The organism is Hamadaea sp. NPDC051192 (genome assembly GCF_040682475.1).
Classification (GTDB): domain Bacteria; phylum Actinomycetota; class Actinomycetes; order Mycobacteriales; family Micromonosporaceae; genus Hamadaea; species Hamadaea flava.
The window spans coordinates 62,979-78,716 of the sequence record NZ_JBFBAZ010000017.1; the positions used below are offsets into that span (position 1 = coordinate 62,979).

At 69.7% G+C, this 15,738-nt stretch carries 13 protein-coding genes; 4 read left to right on the forward strand and 9 right to left on the reverse strand.

Translation table 11 applies throughout. The annotated features are described in order from the left end of the window. The first annotated feature begins 3 nt into the window (after positions 1-3). Complete coding sequence (locus AB0M47_RS10310) at positions 4-789, forward strand: MaoC/PaaZ C-terminal domain-containing protein (RefSeq protein ID WP_363411421.1); 786 nt, start codon at positions 4-6, stop codon at positions 787-789. Positions 790-894: 105 nt separating this feature from the next. Then, positions 895-1,857 carry a hypothetical protein gene (locus AB0M47_RS10315; RefSeq protein WP_363411423.1) on the forward strand — a complete coding sequence of 321 codons (963 nt, stop codon included), beginning with the start codon at positions 895-897 and terminating at the stop codon, positions 1,855-1,857. Positions 1,858-1,887: 30 nt separating this feature from the next. Here AB0M47_RS10315 and AB0M47_RS10320 read toward each other — a convergent pair whose 3' ends face one another. Genes AB0M47_RS10320 through pdhA form a run of 3 tightly spaced genes read right to left on the reverse strand, consistent with a single transcriptional unit; the run spans position 1,888 to position 5,431 of the window. Next, the gene (locus tag AB0M47_RS10320; RefSeq protein ID WP_363411425.1) at positions 1,888-3,288 is read right to left on the reverse strand and encodes a dihydrolipoamide acetyltransferase family protein; all 1,401 of its coding nucleotides are present in this window, start codon (positions 3,286-3,288) and stop codon (positions 1,888-1,890) included. Positions 3,289-3,293: 5 nt separating this feature from the next. Continuing rightward, positions 3,294-4,283, reverse strand: a complete 990-nt coding sequence (locus AB0M47_RS10325; RefSeq protein WP_363411427.1) for an alpha-ketoacid dehydrogenase subunit beta — start codon at positions 4,281-4,283, stop codon at positions 3,294-3,296. Then, positions 4,283-5,431 carry a pyruvate dehydrogenase (acetyl-transferring) E1 component subunit alpha gene (gene pdhA, locus AB0M47_RS10330; protein WP_363411429.1) on the reverse strand — a complete coding sequence of 383 codons (1,149 nt, stop codon included), beginning with the start codon at positions 5,429-5,431 and terminating at the stop codon, positions 4,283-4,285. The genes AB0M47_RS10325 and pdhA overlap by 1 nt, the downstream gene beginning before the upstream one ends. A 335-nt stretch (positions 5,432-5,766) precedes the next feature. Here pdhA and AB0M47_RS10335 point away from each other — a divergent pair, with 335 nt between their 5' ends. Next, entirely contained in the window at positions 5,767-6,684 is a 918-nt protein-coding gene (locus tag AB0M47_RS10335) for a hypothetical protein (RefSeq protein ID WP_363411431.1), read from the forward strand. Between the two features lie 71 nt (positions 6,685-6,755). Here AB0M47_RS10335 and AB0M47_RS10340 read toward each other — a convergent pair whose 3' ends face one another. Then, positions 6,756-7,727, reverse strand: coding sequence for a hypothetical protein (locus tag AB0M47_RS10340; RefSeq protein ID WP_363411433.1), 972 nt, complete (start codon positions 7,725-7,727; stop codon positions 6,756-6,758). An 80-nt stretch (positions 7,728-7,807) separates the two neighbouring features. Beyond that, positions 7,808-10,390 carry an ATP-dependent chaperone ClpB gene (gene clpB / locus AB0M47_RS10345; protein WP_363411435.1) on the reverse strand — a complete coding sequence of 861 codons (2,583 nt, stop codon included), beginning with the start codon at positions 10,388-10,390 and terminating at the stop codon, positions 7,808-7,810. Positions 10,391-10,567: 177 nt separating this feature from the next. Between clpB and AB0M47_RS10350 the strand changes: the two genes are divergently transcribed. Further along, positions 10,568-10,996 (forward strand): hypothetical protein, encoded by a 429-nt coding sequence (locus tag AB0M47_RS10350; RefSeq protein ID WP_363411437.1) that lies wholly within the window; start codon positions 10,568-10,570, stop codon positions 10,994-10,996. Positions 10,997-11,165: 169 nt separating this feature from the next. On the opposite strand, the gene AB0M47_RS10355 is transcribed toward AB0M47_RS10350, so the two are convergent. The 4 genes from AB0M47_RS10355 to dnaK form a co-directional block, all read right to left on the reverse strand. After that, positions 11,166-11,600: a helix-turn-helix transcriptional regulator gene (locus AB0M47_RS10355; RefSeq protein ID WP_363411439.1), complete on the reverse strand. Its 435-nt coding sequence runs from the start codon at positions 11,598-11,600 to the stop codon at positions 11,166-11,168. Further along, complete coding sequence (gene dnaJ / locus AB0M47_RS10360; RefSeq protein WP_363411441.1) at positions 11,593-12,777, reverse strand: molecular chaperone DnaJ; 1,185 nt, start codon at positions 12,775-12,777, stop codon at positions 11,593-11,595. Before dnaJ ends, AB0M47_RS10355 begins: the two co-directional genes overlap by 8 nt. A gap of 88 nt (positions 12,778-12,865) precedes the next feature. Then, a complete protein-coding gene (gene grpE / locus AB0M47_RS10365) occupies positions 12,866-13,762 on the reverse strand; it encodes a nucleotide exchange factor GrpE (RefSeq protein WP_363411443.1) in 897 nt (298 codons plus the stop codon). Further along, a complete protein-coding gene (dnaK, locus tag AB0M47_RS10370) occupies positions 13,759-15,606 on the reverse strand; it encodes a molecular chaperone DnaK (protein WP_363411445.1) in 1,848 nt (615 codons plus the stop codon). The genes grpE and dnaK overlap by 4 nt, the downstream gene beginning before the upstream one ends. Positions 15,607-15,738 lie beyond the last annotated feature (132 nt).

Here is a 15,738-nt window from a genome sequence, read left to right on the forward strand (position 1 = left end):
TTCATGCTGTTGCGCGCGGCCGCTTCGCTGATTCCACGGCCTCGGCCGGCGGTGCTCCCGTCCACTGTGGTGGAGTTCGCCGCCTCCTCGTCGGTCCCCTCGGTGGCCGCGTACAACGCGGTGTGCGGGTACGCGCTGCGCGACGAGCTGCCGCCGACGTACCCGCACATCATGGCGTTCGGGCCGACCATGCGGCTCATGTCCGGCGGAGACTTCCCGTTCCCGGTCGTCGGGCTGGTGCACATCGCCAACTCGCACGTCGTGCACGGGTCGCTGCCGTTGGGCGCGTCGCTCGAATTCACCGTGGTGGCGCGGGATCTCCGGGCTCATCGGCGGGGGCGGCAGTTCGACGTCGTCACCACTGCATCCCTGGATGGGGGTGTGGTCTGGGAGGAGACGTCTACCTATTTGCGTCGCGGTGCTCCGTCGGATCTTCCGGCATCGCCGGAGGAGCACTTGGACGGGCCGCCTTCGGCGGTCCTGCGGTTCGCCGCTGACGCGGGACGGCGCTACGCCGCCGTTTCCGGCGACCACAACCCTATTCACACTTCGCTTCTGGGCGCTCGCGCCTTCGGCTTCGCTCGGCCCATCGCTCATGGGATGTACACGCTCGCTCGTGTCCTCGCCGCTACTCGGCCTTCCGCTTCCGCTGTTACGGCTCGCTTTCGCTCGCCTATCTTCTTGCGCGGCTCTGCCGAGCTTCGCTCCAGCTCGGCGGCCGCCGAGCTTCGCTCCGCTCGCTCGGCTCGCTCGGGGGACAGGTCGCACCTTTTCGTCGAGTTCTCTTGATCAGGGTCTCTTTCATGTCGCTATAGCAGCATGGAAATGACCCTGATCAAGGAACTCATCCACAGGGGCTACCCAGCGGCGTCGCGCCATCCTTGAATCATTCCTGTGGATGCCTTAGCGAAACTGTTGCTGCGCCAGGAGAAGATCGTCACCGACGCTCAGCTGGCCGAGGCCGGCGTCACCCACGGGATGCTGCGCTGGAAGCTGAAACGCGGCGACTGGCAGCGCGTACTGCCTCGAGTGGTGGCGACCTTCTCCGGCACGCTGACTCGACGGCAGCAGTTCATCGCCGCCGGGCTGTACGCCGGTGAGCGGGCGCAGCTCGCCGGGCTGAGCGCCCTGGAGATCCACGGCTTCCGGTATCTACCGAAGGAACCGGCTGTGCACGTGCTGGTCCCGCATGAGCGGCGGCTGCGACGCGTACCGAGGGTGCGGTTGCACCGCACCGACCGGCTCGACTCCACGGAATGGCCGTACGCCGGCTGCGTCCGCGTCTGCTCGCCCGCCCGCGCCGTGGTGGACGCGCTGCGCAGCGACGAGGGGAGAGGCTTCGACGTCCAGACCATGCGAGCGGTCGTCGCCGAGGGCATCCAACGGGCGATCACCACGATCGTGGATCTCCAACGCGAACTCGACCTCGCCCGGCGTAACGGGACCGCCGTACTCCGAGCGGTGGTGGACGAGGTGGCCGACGGGGTGCGGTCCGCGCCGGAGGCCGAACTGCGGCGGCTGGCGAAACAGAGCCTGATCCTGCCGACCATCAGCTGGAATCCGCGGCTGGCCGACGCGGACGGCAACGATCTGCCGACTCCGGACGGCTACCTGGACCTAGCGGCCCTGGCGCTGGAGGTGGATTCTCGGGAGTTCCACCTGTCACCGGAGGCGTGGGAGGCGACGCTGCGGCATCACAATCAGCTGGCCGCGGCGGGGATTCTGGTGCTGCACTTCACGCCCAAGCAGATCCGCGAGACGCCGCATTCGGTGCTCGCCGAGATCGAGCGGGCGTATGTCGCCCGGCTGGGAGCCGGGGCCGCCTACAAGATCAGGGTCATTTCCACGTTGCCATAGCGACATGGAAATGACCCTGACCAGGGGGTGTTACGTCCAGGCGAGCAGGGCCGCCTCGGGGTCGGCGAGGAACGCGCCGATGTCGGCGAGGAAGCGGGAACCCAGCTCCCCGTCGATGATGCGGTGGTCGAAGGAGAGGCCGAGCGTCGTCACCTGACGCAGCTTGACCTTCCCCTTGTACGCCCACGGCTGCTCGCGTACGGCGCCGAAGGCGAGGATCGCCGCTTCGCCGGGGGGCAGGATGGGCGTACCGGTGTCGACGCCGAAGACGCCGACGTTGGTGATGGTGAACGTGCCCCCGGTCATCGCGGCGGGCGGTGTCTTGCCCGACTTCGCCACGGTCACCAGGTCGGTCATCGCGTCCGCCAGCTCGCGCAGCGAGAGCGCCTGGGCGTCGGCGATGTTGGGCACGATCAGCCCGCGATCGGTCGCGGCGGCGATGCCGAGGTTCACGTAGTTCTTCACCACGATCTCCTGGGCGGCCTCGTCCCACGTCGAGTTGACCATCGGGTGCCGCTGGACGGCGAGCAGCACCGCCTTGGCCACCATGAGCAGGGGCGAGATGCGTACGTCGCGCCAGTCGCGCTGGGCCCGCAACCGGTCCAGCGCCTTCATCGACCGGGTCATGTCGACGGTCAGGAACTCCGTGACATGCGGTGCGGTGAAGGCCGACGCCACCATGTTGGCCGCCGTCAGCTTGCGTACGCCCTTGACCGGGATCCGCTGTTCCCGTTCCGGCGAACCGACGAAGACCGGCGACGGGGCCGACCGGGCCGCTTCGATGTCGGAGCGGGTGATCGAACCCTGCGGACCGGTGCCCGCGATCGTCGCCAGGTCGACGCCGAGGTCACGGGCGAGCTTGCGGACCGGCGGCTTGGCCAGCACCGAAGCGCCCCCGTTGACCGGAGCCGGTGCCGGAGCAACCGGAGCCGGGGCCGCCGGAGCAGCAGCAGGTGCAGCGGCGACCGGAGCAGCGGGTGCCGCCGACGAGGAAACCCGGGGACGCCGTTTTGCCTCCGTCGTGCGTGGCCCATATCCGACCAGGACCGCCGTACGCCCACCCGGCGCCGGTCCACCGATGAGCCCGGCACCAGCCTCGGCGGCCTTCTCCGCGCCCGCAGCGGCCTGCGACGACATGTCGTCGGCCGGAGCTGAGGAGGGGCCCGCCGGAGCCTTCGAGGAACCGGACGGGTCGGTGTCGATCGCGATGATCGGCGCGCCGACCTCGACGACAGTCCCTTCCGGATGGTGGATCTCGACGACCTTGCCGGCCCACTTCGCGGGGATCTCGACGGCCGCCTTCGCCGTCTCGACCTCCACGATCGGCTGGTTCAGCTCGATCACGTCACCGACGCTGACGAGCCACTTCAGGATCTCGCCCTCGGTCAGACCCTCACCGAGGTCGGGCAGGTTGAATTCCTTGACGGTCACGCCGATCACCAGCCGAACGAACGGTCGACGGCGTCCAGGACGCGATCCAGGTCCGGCAGGTACTCCTCCTCCAGGCGCGAGGCCGGGTAGGGGGTGTTGTATCCGGTCACCCGCAGAACGGGCGACTCCAAGGAGTAGAAGCACTCCTCGGTCACCCGGGCGGCGATCTCCGAGCCCATCCCCAGGTTCCCCGCCGCCTCGTGCACGACGACCAGTCGCCCCGTTCGGCGTACCGAATCGAAGACCGGAGACAGGTCCATCGGCGAGAGTGAGCGGAGGTCGATGACCTCGAGCGACCGGCCGTCCTCCTGGGCGGCGGTGGCCGCGTCGAGCGCGGTCTTGACCATCGGGCCGTACGCGAGGACGGTGGCGTCGGTGCCCGGCCGGACCACGCGGCTGTTGTGCAGCGGGGTGACGGCGTCGAGACCGAGCGCGGTGTCGACGGCGCCCTTCTCCCAGTAGCGACGCTTGGGCTCCAGGAAGATGATCGGGTCCTCGGACGCGATCGCCTGCTGGATCATGAAGTACGCGTCCTCCGGGTTGGAGCACGCGACGACCTTGAGCCCGGCCGTGTGCGAGAAGTACGCCTCGGGCGACTCGCTGTGGTGCTCGACCGCGCCGATGCCGCCGCCGAACGGGATGCGGATGACCATCGGCAGGTTGACGTGGCCCCGCGAGCGGTAGCGGAACTTCGCCACCTGCGACACGATCTGGTCGTACGCCGGGTAGACGAACCCGTCGAACTGGATCTCGCAGACCGGCCGGTAGCCGCGCAGGGCCAGGCCGATCGCGGTGCCGATGATGCCGGACTCGGCGAGCGGGGTGTCGATGACCCGCTCCTCACCGAAGTCCTTCTGCAGGCCGTCGGTGATGCGGAAGACGCCGCCGAGCTTGCCGATGTCCTCGCCCATGAGGATGACCTTGTCGTCGCGCTCCATGGCGCGGCGCAGGCCGGTGTTGAGCGCCTTGCCCAGGGTCAGGGTCTCGACCGCCATCAGTGCGCACCCCCCTCGAAGGACGCGGCGTACGCCTCGAACTGCTTGCGCTCGGCCTCGACCAGCGGCGAACCCTCGACGTAGACGTGCTCGAAGATCTGGGCCGGGTCGGGGTCGGGCATGGTGAGCACCCGTTCCCGCAACTGGACGGCCTCCGCCTTGGCGTCGGCGTCGACGGAGTCGAAGAACGCGTCGTCGGCGATCTTCTCCTTGGTCAGCAGCGCCCGGACCCGGGTGATCGGGTCCTTCGCCTGCCAAGCCTCCACTTCGGAGGAGACCCGGTAGCGCGTCGGGTCGTCGGAGGTGGTGTGTGCGCCCATCCGGTAGGTGTAGGCCTCGATCAGCGTCGGGCCCTGGCCCAGCCGGGCGTGGTCGAGCGCCGCCCGCGTGACCGCGTAGCAGGCCAGCACGTCGTTGCCGTCGACCCGGACGCCGGGGAAGCCGAAGCCGGCCGCCCGCTGGAACAGCGGGATGCGGGTCTGGCGCTCCAGCGGCTCGCTGATCGCGTACTGGTTGTTCTGGCAGAAGAAGACGACCGGGGCGTGGAAGACCGAGGACCAGATGAAGGCCTCGTTGACGTCGCCCTGGCTGGTCGCACCGTCGCCGAAGTACGCGATGACGGCCTCGCCGTCGTCGGTGCCGACCTTGCCGTCCTTCGCGATCCCCATGGCATAACCGGTCGCGTGCAGCGTCTGCGCGCCGATCACGATCGTGTACAGGTTGAACTTGTTCGCCACCGGGTCCCAGCCGCCCTGGTCCACGCCGCGGAACAGGCTCAGCGGCATGATCGGGTCGATGCCCCGGCAGTAGAGCACGCCGTGTTCGCGATAGGTCGGGAAGGCCATGTCCTGGCTGCGCAGCGCGCGCCCCGAACCGACCTGAGCCGCCTCCTGCCCGAGCAGGCTGGCCCAGATGCCCAGTTCGCCCTGCCGCTGCAGGGCGGTGGCCTCGGCGTCGAGCTTGCGGACGGTGACGAGGTCACGGTAGAGCCCGCGCAGTTCCTCGTCGGAGAAGTCGACCGAGTAGTCGGGGTGGCTCACCCGCTCGCCGTCCGGGGTGAGCAGCTGTACGTAGTCGGGCTCGGGGGGAGTGCCACCGCGGCCCCGGCTGCCGCCGGAACGGCGCGGGGCGGTTGCGCCCTTGGTCATCCGTATCTCCCTGTTCTGATGTGCTCGGCGGCGGGGTTGGCCTGCCGTCGGAGCGGTCGGCGTCGCGCCTCGCCCAGGTGGGGGCTGTCGCGCGACGGGAGTTCGCCGGCAGGTGCAGTCACGGAAGACCCGCGGCACCGTTGCCGCCTTACCCCCATATCCTGCCGCATCCGTGGCCGCGCTCACAGCGTGGCCGATATCATGCGGCCGCTTATGACCCCACTGATACCCAGTGTCGCTTTAGTCCACCCGGCTTCGGCGTGGAATCCGCGGTTTCTATGGCGCTATGCGGCATTCTGTGGAAATTCCCCGGGATCTGAGGTTTGGAGGCGTTCATGGCGCAGGATGCGGAATCGACCTCCGAGGGATTCCTGGATTCCGTCCTGGAGAAGAACCGCCACAAGCAGGCCCGCAGCGGCGATCGGCGCTGGCCCGCCCCGGCCGCCCCGGCCGACTCCGACGAGACCGGCGAGACCGGCGAGGAGGACCAGGCCGCGGAGGCGTACCTGCCGACGGTGGTCGGGCAACGCATCCGGGCTGCCCTACGCGGCGGTCAGGGCCGGTTCGGGCTCCTCGTCGCCACCATGGTCGGGCTGACCTCGCTGCCCACGTTCGTCGTCATGCGTACCGGCCTCGACGATCTCGGGCCGACCTTCCGGGAACCGGCCGGCGTACTGCTCACCGAACCCGCGGCCCCCGCGCCGGTCCGGGTCCGCGCACACGGCCAGGGCCCGCTCACGCTCCGGGTGGAGCCCGCGCGGATCACCCCGGCACGCCCACACCAGACCGCGGTGCTTTCCCACCAAGGGGTACGCGTACCGGAGCGGACGATCCCCGCGAAGGCCCCGGCGGTGCGCCCGGTGGCCGCCAAGCCCCCGAAGCCCGCCGTACGCCCAGTGGTGGTCCAGGTTCAGCCGGAGCAGCCCTTCGTCCGGCCGGTCGTGCTGCAGCCGGTGGTGGACCTGTCGGACGCGCTCACGCCCGCCGTCGTAGCGCTCGCCTCGGTGAAGCTGGCCCCGATCGGCCGCCCGATCGTGCGCCGACCGGCCCTCCGCTCATCCCGCCCCGCGCGGGTCGTGGTGGAACGCGTCGCCGTCACCCGCCCTACCCGCCCCACCGCAACCCGCCCCATCGTTTCCCGCCCGACCCGCCCCACCGCCGTGCGCCCCGCTCTCGCCGTGCGCCCGCCCTTTCCCGTTGATCATGGACTTTCCGTCATGATCGACCGGCGTGTCGTGTTCCCGGCGCCCTGATCAATTCCCGGCGAGCATGATCACCGGAGCCGGGATCGGGAGCACGGGACCGGGATCGGGCCGGAGCGGGATCAGGACCGCGGCGGGTCAGCGGGCGGTTCGGCTGCCGGGTGCTCGACGGCTGGCGGCGTAGCGGCTGGCGACTCGACGACTGATGGCTCGACGGCTGCGGGGTCGACGGCCGGCGGCTCGGCGGCTGCGGGTTCGGCGGCTGGGGGCTGAACGTTCGGGGGCTCGGTGGCCGGTGGGGGAGGCGTAGGCGTAGTCGGCGGGAGAGGCATCGTCGGCGCGCCAGGCGGCGGGTACGCACCCGGGTACGGGTAGTAAACGGGGTAATAGACCGGATACGGCCGTCCACGTGGGATCGCCCGAGCCGGGTTGTACCAGCGGTTGGTCGACGGCAGGACGTACATGATCGCGGTCACGGCGAGGACGCAGACGACGGCGAACAGGGCGAGCGGAATCAGCCCGGCGATGTCGAACGGCGCCGACGACTGCAGGTCCCAGAGCTTCTCCTGAAACGGCGACCCGGAGAAGTCGTCCGGGAAGTCGTCGGGGTAGTCCCCGCCGGAGTCGTCGATCGTGATCGGCTCCTCGTCGAACGGCATACCGGCGAGGAAGGCCAGCAGGAACATCCCGCTGAGGCAGCTGCCGATCACCATGAGCAGGCCGAGCGCGGGAATGGCGAAGGCGCCGATCGCGGCCAGGATGCGAGCCACGTTGGCCCCGCGGAACAGCGGCCACAGAGTCGCGGCGAACCACAGTGCGGGCAGCCCTGCCAGGACGCTGATCGCGATCGCCATGGTCAGGTTGCTCGAATGCTCGGCGTCGAGTTCGCCCGGCCGGGCCGAGACGAGCCGGGCAGCCTCGTCGGCGTACCCGTCGTATTGCGCCCGGGCGATCCAGGCCGCCGCGATCAGCAGCAGGAAGACCACCACCGCCGCGGCCTGGAACGCGGCTCCGATGGTGACGGTGGCCGGTCGCGGGCCACGCTGTGGCACGGTCGGCAGGAAGTCACCGGTGACGGCGGTGGGGGCGGTCATGACCGGCGACGCTATCCGATCTAGACCGTCCCCACTTCCGCTGTTTCAGCAGGACGATCCCGCTGTTCGAGGGAACCCTGTCACTGTTTGAGGATGAGGCCGTCATTCTCTCGGTCGACGCGTACGGTGTCGCCGTCGTGGATCTCCCCGGCGAGCAGGGCGCGGGCGAGTTTGTCGCCGATCGCCGTCTGCACCAGCCGCCGCAGCGGGCGAGCGCCGTACACGGGGTCGTAGCCGTGCCCGGACAACCAGCCCAGCGCGTCGGCGGTGACCTCCAGGGTGAGCCGGCGCTCGGCGAGGCGCCGCCGCAGCCGGTCGATCTGGATCTCCACGATGGCCGACAGCTCGTTCTCGCTCAGCGCGTGGAACACCACGATGTCGTCGAGCCGGTTGAGGAACTCCGGCTTGAAGTGCGCCCGGACGCTCGCCATCACCGAGTCCTGCCGCTGCTGTTCGCTCAGCGCCGGATCGGCGATCGCGTGTGATCCCAGGTTCGAGGTCAGGATCAGGATGGTGTTCCGGAAGTCGACCGTACGCCCCTGGCCGTCGGTGAGCCGTCCGTCGTCCAGCACCTGCAACAGCACGTCGAAGACGTCGGGGTGGGCCTTCTCCACCTCGTCGAGGAGCACGACGGAGTACGGCCGCCGCCGGACCGCCTCGGTGAGCTGACCGCCCTCGTCGTATCCGACGTAACCGGGCGGGGCGCCGACCAGCCGAGCGACCGAGTGGCGTTCGGCGTACTCGCTCATGTCGATGCGGACCATGGCGCGCTCGTCGTCGAAGAGGAACTCGGCGAGCGCCTTGGCCAGCTCGGTCTTGCCGACCCCGGTCGGGCCGAGGAACAGGAAGGAGCCGGTGGGCCGGTCGGGGTCGGCGACGCCGGCCCGCGCCCGGCGTACGGCGTCGCTCACCGCGGCGACCGCTTCGGGCTGCCCGATGACCCGGGAGCCGAGCGAATCCTCCATCCGCAGCAGCTTGGCCGTCTCGCCTTCGAGCATCCGTCCGGCGGGGATGCCGGTCCACGACGCCACCACCTCGGCGATGTCGTCCGGGCCGACCTCCTCCTTGAGCATCGCGCCGTGGTCCTGCAGCCCGGCCAGCTCGGTCTCGGCCTCGGTCAGCTTGCGTTCCAGCTCCGGGATGCGGCCGTAGCGCAACTCGGAGGCGCGGCCGAGGTCGGCGTCGCGTTCGGCCCGGTCGGCCTCGCCGCGCAGCGCCTCCAGCTCCTCCTTGGCCGCTGAGATCGCCTGGATGTGCGACTTCTCGGTCTGCCACCGCTCGCTCAAGGCGGTGAGTTGTTCCCGCTTGTCGGCCAGTTCGGCGCGCAGCCGATCGAGGCGCTCGGCCGAAGCCGGGTCGCTCTCCTTCGCCAGCGCCATCTCCTCGATCTCCAGGCGGCGTACCGCTCGCTCGATCACGTCGACCTCGACGGGACGCGAGTCGATCTCCATGCGCAACCGCGACGCGGCCTCGTCCACGAGGTCGATGGCCTTGTCGGGCAGGAATCGGTCGGCGATGTAGCGGTCGCTGAGCGAGGCCGCGGCGACGAGCGCGGCGTCGGTGATCCGTACGCCGTGGTGCACCTCGTAGCGTTCCTTGAGCCCGCGCAGGATGCCGATGGTGTCCTCGATGGACGGCTCGCCGACCAGGACGGGCTGGAAGCGCCGTTCGAGGGCCGGGTCCGCCTCGATGTGCTCGCGGTATTCGTCGAGCGTGGTCGCGCCGACCATCCGCAGCTCGCCCCGGGCGAGCATGGGCTTGAGCATGTTGCCGGCGTCCATCGAGCCTTCGCCCTTGCCCGCGCCGACCACCGTGTGCAGCTCGTCGATGAAGGTGATGATCTGGCCGTCGCTGCCGGTGATCTCCTCGAGGACGCTCTTCAGCCGCTCCTCGAACTGCCCCCGGTACTGCGCGCCGGCGACCATGGCCCCGAGGTCGAGGCTCACCAGCCGCTTGTCGCGCAACGACTCGGGGACGTCGCCGGCGACGATGCGCTGGGCGAGGCCCTCGACGATGGCGGTCTTGCCGACGCCGGGCTCGCCGATGAGCACCGGATTGTTCTTGGTACGCCGCGAGAGCACCTGGATGACCCGCCGGATCTCGGCGTCGCGCCCGATGACCGGGTCGACCTTGCCCTCCCGGGCACGGGCGGTCAGATCCATGCCGTACTTCTCGAGCGCCTGGTACTGCTGCTCGGGATCGGGGCTGGTGACCCGGCGCTCGCCGCCGCGGATCGTCGGGAAGGCGGCGACCAGCTGCTGCTCCGTCGCGCCGTGCTGCTTGAGCAGGTCGCCGACGGCCCCACCGACCTGGGCGAGCCCGGCCAGCAGGTGCTCGGTCGAGACGTATTCGTCGCCGAGCGGCCGGGCGATCTGCTCGGCGGCGTTGAGGGAGTTCAGGAACTCCCGGGACAGCGTCGGCTCGGCGACGCTGGAGCCCCGGGCCGTGGGCATCTGCTCGACCGAGCGGGCGGCGGCACGGCGTACGTCGGCGGGGTTGGCCCCCACGGCGCGGAGTAGCCCGGCTGCGGTCGAACCGCCTGTGTCGAGGAGGGCGAGCAGCAGGTGCCAGGCCTCGACGACGGCGTGTCCGCGCTGCCCGGCGATGGCTACCGCACCGGCGATGACTTCCCGGGATTTGGTGGTGAGGCGTTGAGTGTCCATCGTGGGTTGAGTCTAGTCGACTCAACTTCGGGGCGCTACATCGCGGGTCCCCGGAATGGGTCCGGGAATGACATATAACGGCTTGGCATCGGAAATGCCGTGTCACCGAGCCAGCACGCTACGGTGTCGCCGCAGCATCGCGGCTGAGCCAGGAAGGCCCTTCCTCGGGAGCACATGGTGAGCGTCCAACAGGCGGTGTTCCGCGGTTTCGTGAATCCGGTCGATCCACGGCCGGCGGAGTTGCGCGCGTGGGCGTACTCGCCGGACTCGGTCCCGTTGCAGACGCTGCCCCCCGACTGGGACCTGCTGGTGTCCAACGATCGGCTCATCGATCCGCTGTTCGACCTGGCCATGGACCCGAGCTGCCCGGCCCGCCGATTCGCCCTGCACTGCGTCTACATCTACGCCGCCGACGGCATCCGCACGAGCTTCCGGGCGCACCCGCGCAAGAAGCTGCGCAAGCTGGTCGAGGTCGCCGAGGAAGAAGGCGACGAGCTGATGGTGACCTGGGCGCACAACACGCGGATGCTCATGGCGCGCCAAGAACTCTTCGAGTACCACGAATGGTGTGAAGGCGGCCTGGTCCGCTCCGGCCGGAGATTGTGAAGCGCCCGTCATTTGCTCCCTGGCGGCGTTACTCGCCACCTTCCCGCCCACCCGCCCCTGACGAAGAGGCCCTACGGGCCACTGCGCCAAAGCCAACGGCGGTGTCGTGCGCCTTGCCAGGAAACAAATGACGTGCGCTATCGGGCTTTGGGCAAGATCAAGAGCAAGATCAAGAGCGGTTTTGGGGCTTCCAGACGACTAGGGCGTTCGTCTGGCGGGGGGAGGGTAGGAGGTCGCGGCGGGGGAAGGGCGACATCGCCTCCAGCTCGGCCACCCGCTGCAGGGCCGCCTGGGCGATCTCCCGCAGCTCGTTGACCTGCTCCTCCAAGTGAGCCACGAGGTTCTCGAGGTCGATGATCCGCTTGATCCCGGCCAGGTTGACGCCCTCGTCCTGGCTGAGCCGCTGCACCTCGCGCAGCAGTTGCACGTCGCGGAGGCTGTAACGGCGGCCGCCGCCGGCCGCGCGGCCCGGCTGGACGAGTCCGAGCCGGTCGTACTGCCGCAGCGTCTGCGGGTGCATCCCGGCCATCTGCGCCGCCACGGAGATGATGAGCACCTTGGCGTCGATCTGGATCTCGGTCTCCCGCCAACCAGGGTCATCCATAGTGGACCTCTCCCTCGCTCGGCTCCCGCAGGTGCACGTCCAGGTGCTGGCGGGACGGACGCGGCGCGAAGTGCGCGTAGTTCTCCAACGCCGCCCGGGCGTCGGCGGTGAGGTCCTTCGGGACCTCGATCTCCACGGTGACCAGCAGATCGCCGGTCCGGCCGTCCTTGCGGGCCACCCCCTTCCCGCGTACGCGGAGCGTGCGGCCGCTCGGCGTACCGGCCGGGACGCGGAGGGTCACCGGGCCGTCGAGGGTCGGCACGCGGAGGTCGACGCCGAACGCCGCCTCCCAGTAACCGATCGGGACGGTCAACGTCAGATCGTCGCCCGAGCGGCCGAAGATCGGATCCGGGCGTACGCGCGCCAGGACGTAGAGGTCACCGGCCGACCCGCCGCGTTCGCCGGGCTCGCCGCGTCCGGCCAGCCGGATGCGCTGCCCGTCGGCGACTCCCGCCGGGATGCGGACGTTGAGCGTACGCGTCTTGGTGACGCCGCCGGTGCCGTGGCACTCGTGGCATTTCTCGTCGACGACTGTGCCGACACCCTGGCATTCGCGGCAGGGCTCGGAGAAGCTGAACGCGCCCTGAGCCCGGGGCACGAAGCCGCTGCCTTGGCAGACCGGGCAGGTGCGGGGGAGTGTCCCCGGACGGGCGCCGTTGCCGTGGCAGACGTCGCAGACGCCCGGCGAGCGTACGGTGACGGGCTTGGTGGTGCCCTTGACCGCCTCGCGGAACTCCAGGATCACGTCGGTCTCGACGTCCCGGCCGCGGGCGGGCCCCCGACGGGTCGCGCCGGGCGCGTTGCCGCCGGAGAAGATCGTGCTGAACAGGTCGGAGAAACCCGCTCCGCCGAATCGGGAGTCGCCGCCGCCGAACACGTCCTCGAAGCCGCCGGGCGCGGTGTAGCCGCCCGTGCGGGCGCCCCGCCGGAACGCCCCGGCCTCGAAGAGCGAGCGCATCTCGTCGTACTCGCGACGCTGCTTGTCGTCCGACAGCACGGCGTACGCCTCGGACACGCTCTTGAAGCGTTCCTCGGCCTGCGGATTGCCGGGGTTGTGGTCCGGGTGGAGCTCGCGGGCCAGCCTTCGGTACGCCCGCTTGATCTCGTCGGCGGTGGCGTTCTTCGCCACCCCGAGCACGGCGTAGAAGTCCTTCTCCAGCCAGTCCTTCGAGGTCACCGGTGCCCGTCCTCCCTTCTCGCCCCGACCTGTGCGTGCGGGTCCCGCCGTCGCCGACGGGACCCGCACGATCCCCCGTGCTAGTTCTTTACTCCGGTGGCGCGGCGACCGCGACCATGGCCGGTCGCAGCAGCCGGTCACCCAACATGTAGCCGCGGCGCATGACGTCGATGCAGGTTTCCTCGGTGACGTCCGGCGACGGCAGGTGCGCGACCGCCTCGTGCAGGTTCGGGTCGAACGGGTCGCCCTTGGCCCCGAACGCGGTCAGGTTGAACTTGCCGACCACCGTCAGCAGCTGCTCGGCGACCGAGCCGAACGGGCCGGTCAGGTCGCCGTGGTCGCGCGCCCGGTCGAGGTCGTCGAGCACCGGCAGCAACGCCGCGAGCACGCCGGCCACGGCCACCTCGGACGCGGTGGCCTGATCGCGCTTGACGCGGTCGCGGTAGTTCTTGTACTCCGCGGCCACCCGCTTGATGTCGACCTGAGCCTCGTCGAGCTGCTTGCGCAGCATCTCCAGCTCCGCCCCGAGCGGTCCCGAGTCGTCCTCCTCCTCGGGGGCGGCCGCCTTCTTGGCCGGCGCCTCCTCGGGCTCAGCGGTCGGGGTCTCCGCCTTCGGCACCTCTGCGGCCTCGGTCTCCGGTGCGGCCTCGGCGGATTCGTCCGCCGTGGTGTCCGCAACCGGAGCGGCCTCAGCCGCCGGCGTCTCCGAATCAGCGGCCGTCGTCGCCTCCGACTCCGCGGCAGCCTCCGAAGTCGCCGCGTCCGCGGCCGGTTCGGTGACGGTCTCGGCGGTCTCCGCCGGCTCGGTGCTCTTGGCGGCCGAGTCTTCAGGCGTAGGCATGGTCGCTCCGTCCTTCTGCGACGCGGGCTTGTCCTTCCCCGCCGCGTCTCCCATCGGAGTGATCTTCCGCTTGTCCCGGATCACGATTCGCTCGGCAGCCCCGGCGGACTGATCCGCCGGGGTCTTGCCGTTGCTGTCGGTCACTTCTTCCCGTCTTCGTCGATGATCTCGGCGTCGACGACGTCCTCCGGGCCGCCCTTGGCCGCACCCGGGCCGTCGGCGGACTCGCCGCCGGCCGCCGCGCCCTGGGCGTTCTGGCCGTAGAGCAGCGAACCGGCCTCCGAGGAGACGCGGGCGAGGTTCTCGTGCGCCGTCTTGATCTTCTCCAGGTCGGTGCCGCCCAGCGCCGAACGCACCTCGGTGAGAGCGTCGTTCAGCTTGTCCTTCGCGTCGGCGGGGAGCTTGTCACCGCTCTCGGCGAGGAACTTCTCGGTCTGCCACTGGAGCTGCTCGGCGACGTTGCGCGTCTCGGCCTCGTCCCGGCGACGCTTGTCCTCGTCGGCGTGCTCCTGAGCGTCGCGCATCATGCGGTCGATGTCGTCCTTCGGCAGCGCCGAGCCGCCGGTGATCGTCATCGACTGCTCCTTGCCGGTGCCCAGGTCCTTGGCGTTGACGTGGACGATGCCGTTGGCGTCGATGTCGAAGGTGACCTCGATCTGCGGTACGCCCCGGGGCGCCGGCGGCAGGCCGGTCAGCTCGAAGGTGCCGAGCTTCTTGTTGTACGCCGCGATCTCGCGCTCGCCCTGGAAGACCTGGATGAGCACCGAGGGCTGGTTGTCGTCGGCGGTCGTGAAGATCTCCGAGCGCTTGGTCGGGATCGTCGTGTTCCGCTCGATGAGCTTGGTGAAGATGCCGCCCTTGGTCTCGATGCCCAGGCTGAGCGGGGTCACGTCGAGCAGCAGGACGTCCTTGACCTCACCCTTGAGCACACCGGCCTGGAGGGCCGCGCCGACCGCGACGACCTCGTCCGGGTTGACGCCCTTGTTGGCCTCACGACCGCCGGTCAGCTGCTTGACCAGCTCGGAGACGGCGGGCATCCGGGTCGAGCCGCCGACCAGGATCACGTGGTCGATGTCGGCGACCTTGACGCCGCCGTCCTTGATCGCCTGCTCGAACGGGGTCTTGCAGCGGTCCAGGAGGTCCTGGGTGATCCGCTGGAACTCGGCCCGGGTGAGCGAGGTGTCCAGGTGCAGCGGGCCGTCCGGGCCGGCCGTGATGTAGGGCAGGTTGATGCTGGTGGTCTGGGCCGCCGAGAGCTCGATCTTGGCCTTCTCCGCCGCCTCCTTGAGGCGCTGCATGGCCATCTTGTCGGCGCTCAGGTCGATGCCGTACTGCCCGCGGAAGGTCTTGATCAGGTGGTCGATGACCCGGTCGTCCCAGTCGTCGCCGCCGAGGTGGTTGTCACCGGCGGTCGACTTGACCTCGATGACGCCCTCGCCCAGCTCCAGCAGGGAGACGTCGAAGGTGCCGCCGCCGAGGTCGAAGACGAGGACGGTCTGCTCCTTGGTGCCCTTGTCCAGCCCGTACGCGAGAGCGGCCGCGGTCGGCTCGTTGACGATCCGCAGGACGTTGAAGCCCGCGATCTCGCCCGCCTCCTTGGTGGCGGTGCGCTGGGCGTCGTTGAAGTACGCCGGGACCGTGATGACCGCGTCGGTGATGTTCTCACCCAGGTACGCCTCGGCGTCGCGCTTGAGCTTCATTAGCACCCGCGCGGAGATCTCCTGCGGGGTGTACTTCTTGCCGTCGATGTCGATGGTCCAGTTGGTGCCCATCTCACGCTTGACCGACCGGATCGTCCGGTCCGGGTTGGTGACGGCCTGACGCTTGGCCACCTCGCCGACGAGCACCTCGCCGTTCTTGGCGAACGCCACGATCGAGGGGGTCGTGCGGGAGCCCTCGGCGTTCGCGATGACGGTGGGCTCGCCACCCTCCAGGACGCTGACCACCGAGTTGGTCGTCCCCAGGTCGATGCCGACCGCACGTGCCATGTCGTATTCCTCCAGGTATCAAGCAGGTTCAAGCCGGTTTCAAGCCGGTACTGAAGCTGTACTGAGCCTAAGTTGAGTGGATCGGACTCAATACTGACACATGCGCGCCCATCGTCAAGCAGAGGGTTGAGT